This is a genomic window from Lentzea sp. NPDC036949 (assembly GCF_055608075.1).
The window spans coordinates 610,489-626,574 of the sequence record NZ_JBVJRA010000003.1; the positions used below are offsets into that span (position 1 = coordinate 610,489).

At 70.9% G+C, this 16,086-nt stretch carries 12 protein-coding genes and 1 pseudogene; 6 read left to right on the forward strand and 7 right to left on the reverse strand.

The window, feature by feature from the left end; translation table 11 throughout:
- The first annotated feature begins 250 nt into the window (after positions 1–250).
- Positions 251–1,249: a TerC family protein gene (locus ACZ7CD_RS12380; protein ID WP_360397719.1), complete on the forward strand. Its 999-nt coding sequence runs from the start codon at positions 251–253 to the stop codon at positions 1,247–1,249.
- On the opposite strand, the gene ACZ7CD_RS12385 is transcribed toward ACZ7CD_RS12380, so the two are convergent.
- Entirely contained in the window at positions 1,250–2,452 is a 1,203-nt protein-coding gene (locus tag ACZ7CD_RS12385) for a metal-dependent hydrolase family protein (RefSeq protein ID WP_470378897.1), read from the reverse strand.
- An 89-nt stretch (positions 2,453–2,541) separates the two neighbouring features.
- Here ACZ7CD_RS12385 and ACZ7CD_RS12390 point away from each other — a divergent pair, with 89 nt between their 5' ends.
- The 3 genes from ACZ7CD_RS12390 to ACZ7CD_RS12400 are packed head-to-tail and all read left to right on the forward strand — an operon-like array spanning position 2,542 to position 8,629.
- Positions 2,542–4,401, forward strand: a complete 1,860-nt coding sequence (locus tag ACZ7CD_RS12390; protein ID WP_470378898.1) for a S9 family peptidase — start codon at positions 2,542–2,544, stop codon at positions 4,399–4,401.
- Between the two features lie 55 nt (positions 4,402–4,456).
- A complete protein-coding gene (locus tag ACZ7CD_RS12395) occupies positions 4,457–6,541 on the forward strand; it encodes an ATP-binding protein (RefSeq protein ID WP_470378899.1) in 2,085 nt (694 codons plus the stop codon).
- Positions 6,542–6,598: 57 nt separating this feature from the next.
- The gene (locus ACZ7CD_RS12400; protein ID WP_470375654.1) at positions 6,599–8,629 is read left to right on the forward strand and encodes an ATP-binding protein; all 2,031 of its coding nucleotides are present in this window, start codon (positions 6,599–6,601) and stop codon (positions 8,627–8,629) included.
- Here ACZ7CD_RS12400 and ACZ7CD_RS12405 read toward each other — a convergent pair.
- Together ACZ7CD_RS12405 and ACZ7CD_RS12410 are read right to left on the reverse strand one after the other, a co-directional pair.
- Positions 8,611–9,267, reverse strand: a complete 657-nt coding sequence (locus ACZ7CD_RS12405) for an RES family NAD+ phosphorylase (protein WP_360397725.1) — start codon at positions 9,265–9,267, stop codon at positions 8,611–8,613. The genes ACZ7CD_RS12400 and ACZ7CD_RS12405 overlap by 19 nt on opposite strands.
- A gap of 29 nt (positions 9,268–9,296) precedes the next feature.
- Positions 9,297–9,881, reverse strand: coding sequence for a DNA-binding protein (locus ACZ7CD_RS12410; RefSeq protein ID WP_360397727.1), 585 nt, complete (start codon positions 9,879–9,881; stop codon positions 9,297–9,299).
- A gap of 144 nt (positions 9,882–10,025) precedes the next feature.
- Here ACZ7CD_RS12410 and ACZ7CD_RS12415 point away from each other — a divergent pair, with 144 nt between their 5' ends.
- Complete coding sequence (locus ACZ7CD_RS12415) at positions 10,026–11,186, forward strand: glycosyltransferase 87 family protein (protein ID WP_360397729.1); 1,161 nt, start codon at positions 10,026–10,028, stop codon at positions 11,184–11,186.
- A gap of 53 nt (positions 11,187–11,239) precedes the next feature.
- On the opposite strand, the gene ACZ7CD_RS12420 is transcribed toward ACZ7CD_RS12415, so the two are convergent.
- The 4 genes from ACZ7CD_RS12420 to ACZ7CD_RS12435 form a co-directional block, all read right to left on the reverse strand.
- Complete coding sequence (locus ACZ7CD_RS12420) at positions 11,240–12,121, reverse strand: hypothetical protein (RefSeq protein WP_470370619.1); 882 nt, start codon at positions 12,119–12,121, stop codon at positions 11,240–11,242.
- A 324-nt stretch (positions 12,122–12,445) separates the two neighbouring features.
- On the reverse strand, positions 12,446–12,808 hold the full coding sequence (locus ACZ7CD_RS12425) for a toxin-antitoxin system YwqK family antitoxin (protein ID WP_360397735.1): 363 nt from the start codon (positions 12,806–12,808) through the stop codon (positions 12,446–12,448).
- Between the two features lie 9 nt (positions 12,809–12,817).
- A complete protein-coding gene (locus ACZ7CD_RS12430; protein WP_360397737.1) occupies positions 12,818–13,165 on the reverse strand; it encodes a toxin-antitoxin system YwqK family antitoxin in 348 nt (115 codons plus the stop codon).
- Positions 13,165–15,252, reverse strand: a complete 2,088-nt coding sequence (locus ACZ7CD_RS12435) for a hypothetical protein (protein WP_470378900.1) — start codon at positions 15,250–15,252, stop codon at positions 13,165–13,167. Before ACZ7CD_RS12435 ends, ACZ7CD_RS12430 begins: the two co-directional genes overlap by 1 nt.
- Here ACZ7CD_RS12435 and ACZ7CD_RS12440 point away from each other — a divergent pair.
- Positions 15,215–16,086, forward strand: a pseudogene (locus ACZ7CD_RS12440) (hypothetical protein); the annotation flags it as partial. The gene ACZ7CD_RS12435 and the pseudogene ACZ7CD_RS12440 overlap by 38 nt on opposite strands.

The window sequence follows — 16,086 nt, forward strand, 5'->3', positions numbered from 1 at the left end:
CAACGTATTCCCATCGCACCTGGTTGCGTGGGTCTGCTCACCCTGTGTGGCGCTAACCGGTCGTCGTGGAGCACAATATTCACGCAGGATGGAGGGGAGTACTCCCTAAGCGGCGGTGTCGTCAGTACGGAGTCCAGCGTCGGGCTTCCGGTGCCGTCGGTCGTGCGGGTGGTCTTCACAGGACCGGCCGGGCGGCGGAGGAGACCTCCGGGTTGTTTGGCGTGCGCTGAGGAATCCCGGAGGTTGGGTTGTGAACGTCCCCGCATGGATGTGGATCGCGACGATCGTTGGTCTGCTCGTCCTGCTCGCCGTGGACCTCGTGATCGTCGATCGAAAACCCCATGAGGTGACGATCGGTGAGGCCGCCCGGTGGGTTGTGTTCTACGTGGCCATGGCCGCCCTGTTCGGGGCAGGCATCTGGTACTTCTCCGGTGGGCAGTACGCGACGGAGTTCTTCGCCGGGTACATCACCGAGTACTCGCTGAGCGTCGACAACCTGTTCATCTTCTTGATCATCATGACGACGTTCAAGGTGCCCGCGATCCACCAGCACAAGGTGCTGCTGATCGGCATCCTGCTCGCGCTCGTCATGCGCGGCATCTTCATCGCGCTCGGCGCGGCGCTCATCGCCGAGTTCAGCTGGGTCTTCTTCATCTTCGGCGCGTTCCTCATCTACACCGGCTGGCAGCTGGCGAGGGAGAACCACGACGAGGAGGAGGAGTACAAGGAGAACCTGATGCTCCGCGTGGTGCGGAAGGTCTTCCCGGTCACCAACGAGTTCCACGGCGCCAAGTCGTTCATCAAGATCGACGGCAAGCGCTTCGTGACCCCGATGTTCATCGTGATGGTCGCGATCGGCTCCACCGACCTGCTCTTCGCGCTCGACTCGATCCCCGCGATCTTCGGCCTCACCAAGGAGCCGTTCCTGGTGTTCACGGCCAACGCGTTCGCGCTGATGGGTCTGCGCCAGCTGTACTTCCTGCTCGGTGGCCTGCTCGCGAAGCTCGTCTACCTGTCGATCGGCCTCTCGGTGATCCTCGGCTTCATCGGCGTGAAGCTGATCCTGGAGGCGCTCCACACGAACAACCTGCCGTTCCTCAACGGCGGCGAGCCCTTCCACGTGCCGACCATCGGCATCGAGGTCTCGCTGTCGGTGATCGTCGGCGTGCTGGCGATCACGACGATCGCCAGCCTGCTCAAGGTGAAGCGCCACCCGGAAGCCGCCAAGCACATCGGCGCCGACCACTAGCTACCCGACGGGGACGCCGTTCTGGTAGACGGCGCGGACGGCCTGCCTCAGCGTTCCGGCCTTCACGTGCTGCTCGGCGTCCCCCTCGACCAGAACCAGATCGGCGAGCTTGCCCGGTGCGAGCTCGCCGAGCTCGTTCTCCAGGCGCAGCAACGCCGCCGCGGACCGCGTGGTGGCGTGCAGCGCCTCCGCGGGCGTCATGCCGTACTCGGTCATCAGGGTGAGCTCGGTGAGGTTGTCGCCGTGCGGTCCCACGCCCGAGTCGGTCCCCATGGCGATCTTCACGCCCGCCTGGTGCGCCTTCTGGAACGACTGGAAGTGCTGCGCCACCACCATCTTCGCCTTGTCCAGGACCACGTCGGAGATCGCGACACCCCGGGCGGCCTGGTCGAGCACCATGCGCGGCGCCATCAGCGTGGGCACGAGCCAGGTGCCGTTCCGCAGCATCTCCTCGACGCCCTCGTCGGTGAGGAACACGCCGTGCTCGATGGACCGCACGCCGTTGCGCACGGCGGTGAGGATGCCGTCACCGCTCATCGCGTGCGACATGACCGCGATGCCGGCCGCGGTGGCCTCCTGCACGATCATCGCGATCTCGTCGTCGCGGAAGTGCGCGTGCCGCGGGTTGCTGCGCGGTGACATCACGCCGCCGCTGGACGCGATCTTGATGATGTCCGCGCCGTGGCGGACCAGCGTGCGGATGACCTTGCGCAGCTCCTCGGGGCCGTCCGCGACGGTGTCGGGCAGGCCGGGGTGCAGCGGCGGGCTGACGTGCGCGCCGCACTGCATCCAGTCGTCGTTGTGGCCGCCGGTCTGCGACACCATGTTGATCGCGATCTGCATGCGCGGCCCCTGGACGAGCCCGCGCCGGACCGCCTCCGCGACCCCGAGGTCGGCGCCGAGCGCGTCGCGGACGGTCGTGATGCCGCAGTCGAGCGTCGCGCGCATGTTGCCGATGGCCTGGTAGAAGAGCAGCGAGAACGGCGTGTTCAGGTCGCGGACCAGGTCGGCACCGCTGAACATGAAGTGCACGTGGCAGTCGAACAGCCCCGGCAGCAGGGTGTGGCCGGTGGCGTCGACCCTGGTGTCGCCGTCGAGGTCGGTGCCCACGTCGACGATGCGGTCACCCTCGACCACCACGTCGCCTGGCTCGGTCGTTGTGCCGGTGAAGACCCGTCCACCGGAGAACACGATGCGCGTCATACGCGGAAATCTATGTGGCGAGTCAATTTTTGTGATCGGTCAACAAAACGTTGTGAGCGTTGCTAAAGAAACCTGTTACCGTCCGTGCCGTGCGCCCCGAAGACCTGGAGCTGCTCACCACGCCCGGCACCGTCGCGGTGTCCGGAGACCTGGTGCTGGTCAGCCTCGCCACGCCCGACTTCGCCACCAACACCTACCGGGGTGGCCTGCACCGGGTCCACCCCGACGGCAGCACGACACCGTGGACACACGGTGACCGTGATCATGCACAGCGTATTTCTCCTGATGGCACCCAGGTGGCATTCCTGCGCGTTTCGGGCAAAACGAAACCGCAGCTTTATGTCATGCCGACCGCGGGCGGTGAACCGCGCAAGCTGACCGATCTGCCGCTGGGCGCGGGCGCCCCGGTGTGGTCGCCGGACTCGACGCGGATCGCGTTCGTGGCGCGCGTCCCGGAGGAGGGCCGCTACGGCACCGGTGACGACGGCCCCGAGGCCGAGGCGCCGCGCCGCATCACGCGGCTCGACTACCGCGTCGACGACGTCGGCTTCCTGCTCGACCGCCGGCCGCGACTGCACGTGACCGACCTGTCCGGCGAGGTCACCGAGGTCACCGACGGCTCCTTCGACGTGGCCGACCCGGCGTGGCTGTCCCCGGAGGAGCTGGTGTTCGCCGCACCACGTGACTTCGGCGCGGCCGAGACGCTGGTCAGCGACCTGTACACGGTGCCGGCCTCCGGTGGCCCGGCGTCCGTGCTGGTCCGCAGCCGGGGCGAGGCGTCGATGCCGTTCGTCGCTGAGGGGTTCGTCCACTGGCTGGGCACGGAGTTCACCGGGATCGACGCGGTGGCGCGCAACACCGGCCTGTGGCGGGCGCCGCTGGACGGCTCCGGTGGCCCGGAGCGGCTCACCGACGAGGAATCCGTCGACGTCGAACGGCTGTCCGGCCCGCCCGTGGTGGTCGGTCCGGACGTGCTGGTGGCGGTCCGCAACCGCGGTGCCGTGGAGCTGCGGCGAATCCCGCTGTCCGGCGGCGGCACCGGCGAGGTGCTCGCGGGCGAGTCCGCGGTGGTGAAGTCGTTCGCCTCCGACGGGTCCACCGTCGTCGCCGTCGTGTCCACTCCGGACAACGCCGGTGAGGTCGAGTTCGTCGGAACCGGCACGCGCACGTCGTTCTCGAAGGTGCCGGCCCGCCGCGTGGTGGAGCTGACCGGCTCCGCCTCCGACGGCTACCCCGTCCACGGCTGGCTCGTGCTGCCCGACGGCGACGGCCCGCACCCGGTCGTGCTGGCCGTGCACGGCGGCCCGTTCATGTACCACAGCTGGGGTTTCTTCGACGAGGCCCAGGTCTACGCCACCGCCGGCTACGCCGTCGTGCTGCCCAACCCGCGCGGCTCCGCGGGCTACGGTCAGGCCCACGGCCAGGCCGTGGTCGCCAAGTTCGGCACCGTCGACGTCGACGACGTGCTGTCCCTGCTCGACGTGGCGCTGGAACGCCCCGACTGCGACGCCGGCCGCGTCGGCGTCATGGGCGGCTCCTACGGCGGCTTCATGGCCTCCTGGCTGTCCGCGCACCACGGCGAACGCTTCCGCGCGGCCTGGAGCGAACGCGCCGTCAACGCCTGGGACTCCTTCTCCGGCTCCTCCGACATCGGCTACTACTTCCCCGACGCCTACTGCGGCCCTGACCCCGAGGCCCAGCGCGCAATGAGCCCGCTGACCTACGCGGAGAAGATCACCATCCCGTTCGCGGTCGTGCACTCCGAGCAGGACTGGCGCTGCCCGCTCGAACAGGCCCAGCGCATGTTCGTGGCCCTGCGCCGGCGCGGCGTCGAGGCGGAGATGCTGATCTTCCCCGGCGAGGGGCACGAGCTGACCCGCTCCGGGCAGCCGCGGCACCGCAGGCAGCGGTTCGCGGCGGTGCTGGAGTGGTGGGGGCGCTACCTGTGAGGAACTGACCCGTTCGGCCGCTGTGCCGTGCCCCGTTCCGGCGGATGGTGTTCCGGTGGAGAACACGGTGTCCGGGACGGTGCACGGCGCGGTGGTGCAGGCGCGGGACGTGTACGGGGATGTCCACGTGCGGGTCGCGCCTGAGCCGGAGGTGCCGAAGCAGCTCATCGCCGGTGTCGGCAAGTTCAGCGGACGGCTGGCGGAGCTCGGCCTGCTGGACCGGTTCGAGTCTGCGGTGAGGTCGGACGCCGTGGTCATCTCCGCGGTCAACGGTACGGCCGGTGTCGGCAAGACCGCGCTGGCGTTGCACTGGGCGCATCGGGCGGCCGAGCGGTTCCCGGACGGGCAGCTGTACGTGAACATGCGGGGATTCGACCCGGACCAGGAGCCGATGTCTCCGGCTGAAGCGGTCCGCGTGTTCCTCGACGCGCTCGGGGTGCCGAGCGACGCTGTTCCGGTCAGCCTCGATGCGCAAACCGCGTTGTTCCGCAGCAAGGTCGCCGGTCGGCGGGTGCTCGTGGTGCTCGACAACGTGCGCGAAGCAGCTCAGGTCCGCCCTCTGCTCCCCGGTGGTTCCGGCTGCCTCGTGCTGATCACCAGCCGCAACCGACTGGACAGCCTCGTCGCCCTGCACAACGCCGCCCAGTTGCGGCTGGACCTCCTTCCGAAGGAGGAGGCCGCAGCTCTGCTGCTGGACCGGCTCGGTGACGTCGCCCCGGAGCCACTGGCCGATCTGGTCGAGCTGTGCGCGGGTCTGCCGCTCGCGCTCAGCATCGTGGCCGCGCGGATCGCGGGGCGCGGCACGACACCGGTCGAAGAGCAGGTCGAGGAGCTGCGGGCAGAACGGCTGCAATCACTCGAACTCGACGGGCACCACAACTGCAGAGCTGTCTTCTCCTGGTCGGTGCGCGCGCTGACCGAGCCCGCTGCGCGTCTGTTCCGCCTGCTCGGCCTGCACCCCGGGCCCGACATCGATGCTCGCGCGGCTGCGGCTCTCGCCGGGCTGCCGGTCACCGAGTGCCGCGAGCTGCTGGACGAGCTGGTCCGCGCCACTCTCGTGGACGAGTACCTGTACCGCCGGTACCGCTTCCACGACCTGCTCAGGGCGTTCGCGCGAGAGCTGGCCGGAACGGAAGACGATGCGCAGCACCGGATGCTCGGGTTCTACCTGCACTCGGCATGGGCGGGTGATCGGGCGTTGGTGCGCAAACGCGTCGGCGTCGAGCTGCCTGGGCTCGACCCGCTCGTCGAACCGGTCACCTTCACCGGACCTGCCGATGCCGGGCAGTGGTTCGCGGCCGAGCACGCCGTGCTGACCGCCATGGTCGACCACGCGGCCGCCATCGAGTCCGACGAGCACGCCTGGCTGCTCGCGTTGGCGATGCGGAGCTACCTGGACACCCGCGGCCATTGGCGCGACTACGAGGCGGTTTACCGCACGGCGATCGGTCCGGTGAACAGGCTGGGCGACCCCCTCGCGCAAACCCGGATCCACAGAGGACTCGGCAGGGCTCTCAGCAGGTTGTCCGACTGGGACGAGGCAGAACAGGTGTTGGTGCGGTCGCTGGACTTCGCCCGCCGGACCGGTGACCACCGGCAGGAGGCGCACAGCCACGAGGCGCTGTCGTGGCTGTACTCCGAGCGCAAGCTGCACGATCGCGCGCTGGAACACGTCACCGCGGCGCTCGCCCTGCACCCGCCCGGTGACAACCCGGTGTGGCGGGCGTTCGCGCTCAACGTGGCCGGCCGCTGTTACGCGGCGCTGCACCGGTTCGACGAGGCCTTGGAGCATTCGCGGGCGGCGTTGAAGGCGCACCGCGGCCTGTCGCGGCGCGACGACGAGACCGGCGAGGCCGAGGCGCTGAACACCATCAGCCTCATCGAGCTGGGCAGGAGCGAGTTCGAGCCAGCGATGCGGGCCGCTGCCGAAGCACTCGACCTGCATCGGCACCTCGGCAACCGGCCGGGCATCGCCGAGGCGGTGGAGCGCATCGGAGACGTGCACCGCGCTCTCGGAAGGCCTGACGATGCCCGCGCCGCGTGGGAGGAAGCGCTGGTGATCTTGAACGAGCTGCAGCGCGCGACTTTGGCCGAGGTGAAGCAGAAGCTCGCCGAGCTGGACCACCTGACGACCGAGTAGCCGGACACGACCCGTTCGGACGCTGCGCCGCACCTCGCATGGCGTGATGGTGTTCCGGTGAAGAACACGGTGCCAGGGAGGGTGCACGGCGCGGTGGTGCAGGCCGGGGCCGTGTACGGCGGCGTGCACGTCCACCCGCAGGCCGCGGAGGTCGTGCCGCGGCAGTTGCCGTTGGAGGTGGCCACCTTCAGCGGGCGGAGCGCGGAGCTTGACCAGCTGGAGTCGGCGCTGAGCTCGGGTGCCGTGGTGATCTCGGCGGTCAACGGCATGGCCGGGGTCGGCAAGACCGCGCTGGCGTTGCACTGGGCGCACCGGGTGGCCGGCCGGTTTCCCGACGGGCAGCTGTACGTGAACATGCGCGGGTTCGAGCCGGATCGCGAGCCGATGGCGGCGGCGGAAGCGGTGCGCGGGTTCCTTGACGCGTTCGGGGTTTCGAGTGATGCGATTCCGGTCGGGTTGGACGCGCAGGCGGCGTTGTTCCGCAGCAAGGTCGCGGGGCGGCGGGTGTTGCTCGTGCTGGACAACGTGCGCACCGTCGAGCAGGTGCGGCCGTTGTTGCCGGGCAGCGCCAGCTGTTTCGTCGTGGTCACCAGCCGACGGCGGTTGCCGGGGTTGGTGGCGGAGCACGGGGCACGGCCGCTGCGGCTCGACCGGTTGTCCGCCGACGAGGCCGTGGTGTTGTTGAAGGTGCGGCTGGGTGGCGTGGACACCGCGGAGCTGGCCGAGGTCGCGGAACTGTGCGCCGGGTTGCCGCTGGCGCTCGCGATCGTGGCGGCGCGGATCGTGGCGCAACCCCACCTGCCGGTCGGTGAGGTGGTCGCCGAGTTGCGCCGCGGCCGGTTGGAAGCGCTCGACCTCGGCGAGGACGAACTGAGTGCGCGGGCGGTGTTCTCGTGGTCCGTGCGGGCGTTGCGGGAGCCGGCCGCGCGGCTGTTTCGGTTGCTGGGGCTGCATCCCGGACCGGACGTCGACGTGCATGCGGCCGCGGCGCTCGCGGGGATGGGGGACTGCAGAGCGTTGTTGCGGGAACTGGTCGCGGCGAGCTTGCTGGACGAGTACCTGCCCGGGCGGTTCCGGTTCCACGACCTGCTGCGGTTGTTCGCGATGGAGCTGGCCGGGAGCGATGACGAGGCGCAGCGGCGGATGCTCGGGTTTTACCTGCACACGGCGTGGGCGGGAGATCGGGCGTTGGTGTCTCAGCGGATCGGGATCGAGCTGCCGCCACTGGACCCGGTGGTGGCGCCGCTGACGTTCGACGGGCTGACTGAGGCAGCGGAGTGGTTCACGAACGAACATGCGGTGTTGACGGGCATGGTTGGTCATGCGGCTGCGATGGGGCACGACAGATATGCCTGGCAGCTTGCGCTGACGCTGCACAGCTACCTCAATTCACGAGGTCATTGGCGCGATCAAGTCACGGTGTATCGGGAAGCGATCGATCCCGTGAATCGAGCCGGCGACCAGATCGAGCGGACCCGTGTCCACAGAGGACTTGGGCGAGCACTGTGCAGGCTGTCTGACTGGCAGGAGGCGACGCATGTCCTCAAGCTCGCGCTTTCTCTTGCGATGGAAGCTGGTGATCGCATACAGCAAGCGCACTGCCAGGAAGCCTTGGCAGCCATGTTCCTGACACGAGGTATGGACGAACTTGCACTGACTCACGCCACCATCTCGAGGAGCTTGCACCCAGGCGACGACGACGCGTGGCTCGCGGCCTCGTACACCTTGAAGGCGCGATGTCTTCAAGGGCTGGGGCAGCTCCACGAGGCGCTGGCTGCCATCTCAACCGCACTGGAGCTGCACCACGGGCTGGAGCCGAAGGACGAGCCGGGTGAAGCGGAGACGCTGAACATCGCCAGTGTGATCCATTTCTGGTCGCGGAGGTTCGCTCCCGCCTTGGTGAGCGCACGACAGGCGCTTGCCTTGCACCGGCGCCTGGGCAATCGGGTGGGTACAGCGGAGGCGTTGCGCAACCTGGCTGGCGTGTACGCGGTGCTCGGCAATGATGAAGACGCCAAGGCCGCGAGTGGAGAAGCGGATGCGATCTTGCTCCAGTTGGCGGAAGGAACTCAGCCCAGGAGCGTGTAGTTCAGCTCCTCGCACACCCGCGCCAACGGCAGGTCCAGTCCCGGGTGGTCCAACGGCAACAACACGTCCGGAGCCGCCGGCAGCCCCGAAGCTCCCGGCGGGTCCCACAGGCACACGGCCGGGTCGCCCGAGTCCATCGACGACCGGTACCACAGCCCGTCGAGCTCCGGGTAGGCCGCGCGGATCGCGCGGGCCCACGCCTGCGTCACGGCCTTCGGGCCCGTCGAGATCTCCTGCGAGGCGCCCACCCGCGTCGGCCACAGGCCGCCCAGGTCCAGCAGGCGCAGCGTGCGGCGCGGGCGCAGGACCACCAGGAACGGGGAGCGGGTGCGGCGGTCGACCATCGAGGTGGCCTGGAAGACCTCGGCGACGGAGGTGCGGACGGACAGGCCGAAGTACAGGACGCCGTTCTCGTGGTCCGGGGCCGGTTTGCCGTCGGGGGTCGGGGCCTGCGCGTCGAAGCGGGCGTGCGGGAGGGGGCCCGCGTAGCGGAACGAGTTCCAGCGCTGCGGGTGGGAGCCCTTGGCCGTGAAGACGCGCACCAGCCGGGTCGCGCGGTGGACGGCCACCACGTCCTCTGTGCGGCGCAGGTGTGCCTGGAGCACGGCAGGGGCAGGCGGCTGCGGAAGCCGTGACATTCGGGTCCTGTCGGGTGTTCGGGAACGGCTCAGGCGGGGGTGCCGAGCGCGGAGGCCAGGTCGGCGACGAGGCGCGGGTCTCCTCCTGCGAGGAGCCAGTCGCGGGGTGTCGCGGGCTTGCCGTCGACCAGCAGGTCCTCCTGGGCGGTGGTCATGAACGCGGCGACGACGAGCGCCGGCTGGTCGGTGGGCACGGCCGTGAGCACGGCTTCGAGGCCGGGCAGGACGCCGGTGCCGGCGAACTGCCAGGCTGGCAGGCGCCAGCTGCCGCGGTCCTTCCAGCCGACGAGCCTGCCCACGCCGAGGCGGTGGCGGACGCGGCTCGTGTCGATCTGCAGCTGACGTGCGGCGTCGGCGACGGTCAGCGCGGAGTCGCGCAGGACCGCGTGCGCCACGACGGTGCGGGTGCGCGGCTTGGCGTCGGACGGGCCGGCCGGGGACAGGTCGAGGCCCACGTCGGCGAGCGCCGTCTGCTGTTCGGGGGTGAAGTAGCTGACCGGCTCCGGATGTGGCGGCGCGAGCCTGCGCGCCGCGTCGGTCACGAGCGCGAGGAACTCGTCGGGCGTCACCTGCAGGCCGGCCTTGGCCAGCACCGTCTCCAGTGCGGGGCTCATGCGCACAGGATAGCCCGAGCGTGCGCATTTGTGCGCTCCACCAACAGAGTTCCACGTTCCGCGGTCACGCGACGACGCTACGTGAGAAATTCGGCCCGGTGTCCGTGACGTGGGCCTCAGCACCCCCATCGCTAGGATTTCCCGATGCAGCTGGACCGGGGAGCCAAGCGCGTCGTCGTGGCGTGGGCCGTCGTCATGATCGGCACGCTCGCGTACGTCATGCTCCGCCCGCCGGGGTGGTCGCTCGACCTGCGCGTCTACCGCAACGGTGGTGACGCGCTGCTGCAGGGCCTCCCGCTCTACGTCGAGGGGTTCGCGAAGCCGCTCGGCGGCCCCGACCTGCCCTTCACCTACCCGCCGGCCGCCGCCGCGCTGTTCAGCCTGCTCGCGCTCGTGCCGCTGGTGGTCGCCATCCTCGCGGTCGCGGTGGCGAACCTGGCGCTGCTCACGACGTTGTGCCTGGTCGCGGCCTCGCGCGTGCTCGGGTGGGGGCCGGAGGCGGTCAAGTGGGGACTCGGCGCGGCCGCCGTGTCGTCGATCTTCGACCCGCTGCGTGAGACGCTCTGGTTCGGGCAGGTCAACCTGCTGCTCGGCGTGCTGGTCATGGCCGACTGCCTGCTCGAACGCACCCGCTGGTGGCCGCGCGGCGCCCTGATCGGGCTCGCGGCGGCGATCAAGCTGACGCCCGCGTTCTTCGCGTTGTTCTTCGTGGCCCGGCGCCAGTGGAAGCCGGTGCTCGTGTCGATCGCGTCGTTCTTCGCGTTCGGCCTGCTCGGGTTCCTGATCGCGTTCGGCGACGCGCGCGAGTACTGGACGCACGCGCTGCTCGACCCCGCTCGCGTCGGACGCCTGACCTACGCGTCGAACCAGTCGTTGCGCGGCCTGCTCGCCCGCCTCGGGCTGGAGAGCGGCCCGCAGGTGCTCACCTGGGTCGTGCTGTCGTTGCTGGTCGTGGCGCTGACGTGGTGGGTGGCGGCACGTGTCGGCGAGGTCGAGGCGTTCTTCGCCGTGGCCCTCGGCGGGCTGCTGATCTCGCCGGTCTCGTGGGGGCACCACTGGATCTGGATCGCGCCCGCGCTGGTGCTGCTGTCGCGGCCCGCGCTGCGGCGGCACTGGGCGTCGTGGCTGGTCGTGGCGGTGTTCGCGGTGGGGCCGCACTGGCTGTTCCCGCGTGACAACGACGTGGAGCAGCAGTGGGCGTGGTGGCAGCAGGTGATCGGCAACCTCTACGTGGTCGCCGGGGTCGCCGTGCTGGTCACGCTCGCCGTGCGGGCACGCCGCCCCGTCGTCGCGACCGCGGGCTGAGAACGTGGAGAAGGGGGCCCGGCCGCAGCCGAGCCCCCTTCAGCGCTTCTCGCTCACTGACCGGTGATCAGGGAGACCGCGCGGTCCTGCGCCGCCTCGCTCACCTCACCGATGCGGAACCCGCGCGACACCGCGTGCGCCACCAGCTCGGGCTCCGGCGGCAGGCCGTACTTGCGCAGGTAGTGCGGCACCGCACCGGCCCAGACCCAGGTGCCGTCGGTGCGGAAGTTCAGCGGCACGTCCTGCTCGCCGTTGGCGGAGAACTCGTCCACGTCGTAGCTGCGCGCGGCCAGCACGACCGGCGCCGTCTCGAGGTAGGTGAGCAGGTTGTCCACCAGCTGCGGGTCGACCGGCTGGCGGTTCACCACGATGCGGCCGTCGTCGTTCTTGCCGTCGTAGACCTTCGCGGTGCGCAGGTCGGCCGACGGCTGCTGCTCGGGCTGCTGCGGCGGGACCTGGAACTCCTGCTGCGGCTCCGGTTCCGGCTGGGGCAGCGGCGGCAGTCCGACGCGCTGCCGCCACCAGTCCGGGATCAGCTGGTCCGGCCGCGGGAACGTCTGCAGCTCGTCGCGGAACCCGATCGGCGGCGGCGTGTTGCGCCAGCGCGGCTCGTCCTCGGCGTTGAAGTCGACCGTGAACGCCGCCGGCGCCTCGATCTCGTAGGTCGCGCTCAGCCACGTGCCGCGGTCCGGCTGGTACATCCCGGCGCGCAGCTGGCCGAACATCTGCACCACGTCCATCGGCGGCCGCACCGGCCGCAACTGCCCGTCGGGCCCGGCGAACGCGAGGTCGACCTCGATGTGCCTGCCCGCCGCGCGGTACTCGGCACGGATGCGCTGCCAGCCCTGCGGCATCGCCGGCAGCATGGCACGGCCGATCTGCCGCACGAGCTGCTGCTGTTCCTGCTCGCTCAGCGGTGTCGCTGGCTGGCCCATGTGCTCCTCGCCCCTCTCCCCGTCACAACGCGCTGATCTTATCGGGCTGCCCGTGCACGTGCGGGCGGGTCGGTGGCTTCGACCCGTTCACACTGGTTCCGAGGGTGTTGATCTCCCGGTGGTTCCCCGGCGGGGCCACTCGCGGTGGGTCTTCCGGTTCGCGGCCGGGAGACGCGGTCAGCGCCAGACGCCTGCGGGCGTTCGGGTACCGGAGCGTCTACGGGCCGTGAGTGATGCCCTGCCAGCAGGTGACCAGGGCGATGACGTTGCCGTCGGCGTCCTTGGCCTCGTCCAGGTACGACTCACCGCTGTCGATGCGCACCGTCAGAGCCCCCGCGTGATGCCGGACCTCACGTCGACGAGGAGCGTGCCGTGCTCGTCCCACCGCCGCCGTTCGACCAGTTCGCCGAAGACGTTGAACAGGTCGTGCTCGGCGAGCTTCCCGTTGCGGTGCCACTCCCGCCATTCGCCGACCGGTGATCCCCGATGGCACCGGCCCTCGGCCTGCTTCTCACCGCTCGGGTACCACTCGGTCTGCGGGCCGTGCTCGATGCCGTCGACGTAGGAGGAGAGCGCGATGACGTTGCCCTCGGCGTCGGTGTCCTCGAGCTCGCCGGTGAACGGTTCACCGTCGTGCAGGAGGATCGCCGCCGGGGTGTCGACCGTCTTGCTCCTGTTGACGCGCAACGGGATCGCTCAGGCGCTGTGCTCGTAGGTGAGCGCGCCGGTCTCGTCCCACTCCCTGCGGTACAGCTGGCGGCCCCGGTCGTCGAACTCGGTCTCCAGCGCCAGCTGCCCGTTGGGGTGCCACTGCCGGTTCACGCCGCTGAGCATGCCGAACTTCATGGTGCCCTGCTTGAACGGGCGGTCGGGCCCGTACCACTCGGAGTACGGGCCGTCCTGCACGCCGGTGTAGTAGGTGTAGAGCGAGATCAGGTTGCCGTCCGCGCCGATCTCCACCACTTCGCCGGTGAACGGGACGCCTTCGTGGAGGACACCGTTGTAGTCGTCTTCGGTGTCCTCGATGTTCACACGCATGGTCATCACTCCGGCAGGACCTGGAGCCGCGGGTCACCAGGTGGATGGGTGAGCTTACCAGCGGAGCTGGGCACGCCGTCGATCATCCGCGTGCAGTTCGCGCAGCACTGTGCGGTGTCCGGGAAGCGGCCGTCCCTGACCGCGCCGACCTTCGCCGGCGTGAAGGCGTTGTCGACGCGCATCTCGCCCAGGATCTTGCGCAGCTCCTCGGGGGACACGTCCGGCGGGACCCCGCGGTCGAGCAGCATCTGGTTGACGTTCTTGACCTCGGCGTGCCTCGTCGGCGCGTCGTTGATCGGGAACGGCGTGCGGAACTCCTCACCGTTGCGATCGAGCAGCGGCTGGCCGAGGCGGTCCGGGTTGCGGTCTGGCTGGGTGTAGCCCAGGCCGTCGCCGTCCGGCGGCGGGTTGCCCATCATCGCGTCGCGGCGCGCGGCCAGCGCCGGGTGGAGCTTGTCCTCCGGGATCAGGTCCGTGTTCGAGCCGTTGACCGACTCGTAGATCCGGCCGGTCTGCCGGTCGACCGAGACCGACGTGCACACGACGTTGTTGTTCGCGTACTTCTGGATGTTCTGCGCGGGGTGGTCCGGCGGCTTGATCGTGCCGTCGGCGATCTTGTTCTCGATCAGCTTGGCGCGGTCTTCGAGGACCCTGTTCAGGTACCGCTCGATCGGCTGGCCGTCGTAGTGCGTGATGAGGCCGTTCTCGTCGACCTGACACCTGTCCGGGTCCAGCTGTTCGAGCACCTGCGGCTCGGCGCGGTTCGGCGGCAGGTCGTCCGGGTGGTGCGCGAACTCCGGGTCCCGCTCGTAGGGCGGCTCGCCGCGGTCGACGGCACCGTCGGTGTCCGTCGTCGCGTCCGGGTCGTGGCGCTCGGTGTCCGGGGCGTAGCCGTCGTCGCCGGTCTTGGTCTTCGTGCCGTCCGGGTGGTGGGTCTCCCACTCGCCGTTCGGCGGGATCTTCGGCTGACGGGTGCCGTCGGGGCGGATGTCGGCGTCGCTCGTGAAGACGCGGCCGTTCACGTCGGTCCAGGCCGGCTTGGTGGGGGCGAGGACCGGGGCGTCGAGGTGGCGGGAGAGCTGCTGGGCGAAGTCGTTGCTGCCCGCGTCGCAGCCGATCAGGCGGACCGGGCGACTGCCGTCGTAACCACCGCGGCGCAGCATGTCCGCGTACTCGGCGGGGGTGTAGTCGTGGCCGCCGATGCGGGCGTGGCCGTCCGGGGTGACGTGGACGTCCGCGGTGAAGTAGCGCGGGTCGTCCGGCACGCGGTGCGGCAGGTCGCCCATGTCCGGGTCGCCGCCGTGGTGTGAGACGCCGGCCGGTGTCTGCTCGGCGTGGCGCTGGTGTGCGGCCTCCGGGGACGGGCGGTCCGCCGGTGTGGTGTCCACGTCGGTGTCGTGGGGGCGGTCCGGGGAGTCCGGGTCGTGCGGCTTGTCCGGGGTGTGCGACGGCGCGTCGGCGTCCGGGTGGTGTGGCGCGTCGGGGTGGTGTGGTGCGTCGGGGGAGTGCGGAGCCGCGGGGGAGTGCGGGGTGGCCGCCTCGGGGCGGGTCGCGTCCGGCGCGTGGTGCGGGGGTGCGTCGGTGCCGGTGCCGCGCGAGCGCGGGGAGTCCGGCGAGTGCGGACGGGAGCCGTCGGGGCGGGACGGGCTGTCGGGGCGGTGCGGGGTGTCCGGGCGCGTGGGGGCGTCGGGACGGGACGGGTGGCCCGCGGGGGCGTCCGTGCGGGGGCGGGAGGTGTCCGGGCGTGGGCCGGCGTCGGGACGGTTGGGGGCGTCGGGACGGTGCGGCGCGTCCGGGCGGGACGGGGTGTTCGGGCCGCCGTGCGGCGCGTTGGGAGAGTGCGGCGCGGTGGGGGTTTGGGGTGTGTTGGGGCTGTGCGGTGCGGCCGGCCCGCCGTGCGGGGCGTCCGGGCGTGACGACGGCGTGGTCGTGCCGGTGTGCGGGGCGTCGGGACGGGACGGCGCGGTCGGGCCGCCTGCCGGACGGGTCTGGGGTGCGTCGGGGCGGGAGGACGGCGCGGTGGGCGCGTCCGTGCGGGCCGACGGGGTGTGCGGAGTGCTCGGGGACGACGGCGTGGACGGCTGCGGGCGCATCGGGGTGTCGGTGCGCGGGGAGCCGGCCGACGGGGAGCCGCTGGAAGAGGAGTGCGGGGTGCCGCCGCCCGCCGGGGGTGCCGACGGGGTCGACGGGGTGTGCGGAGTCGACGGGGCGTGCGGTGCCGCCGCCGAGGGAGCGGTGGCGCGGCTGGGCGGGGTCGCGTCGGTGCGCGGGGCGCCGGAAGGAGCACCGGACGACGGGGCGTGCGGGGCGCCACCGGGGGCGGAGGGCATGCCGCCGGACGGGGACGACGGCATCGACGGCGACGACGGAGCCGAAGGCGCCGAGTGCGTCGGAGGCGTGGACGGACGGGACGGGGCGTCGGCGCGGGAGGCCGTCGTCGAGTGGTCCGGGGAACGCGGGGCGGCAGGGGTGGACGGGGCCACGTCATCGCGCGAGCCGGGGGTGCCGGGGCGACCGGCGGGGGCGTTGCCGGTGGCGTTCGGCGCGCTGCCCATCGGGCCCGGCTGGGACGACGACGGGGTGGTGTCCGGGGTGCGCGGGGGCTGCGGGGCGTGCGGGACGTCCGCGCGAGCCGGCGCTTCGGGGGTGGCGACCGAGGACTGGGTGGTCTGGCCGGTGTTGCGCGGGGGCGCGGCAGAGGCGTCCGGGGTGGACGACGGGCCCGTGTGCGGCGAACCAGAGCCAGGAGCGGACGGGGAGCTGTCCGGAGTGGACGGAGCATCCGGAGTGCGCGGCGGGCTCGAAGGCGAAGAAGACGAGGAGGGAGAAGAAGGCGAAGAGTCCGGAGTGGACGAAGACGGCGAACCGGAGTGCGACCCCGACGGAGACCCGGACGGCGTCAGGTCCGGAGAGTTCGTGCTGTGGAA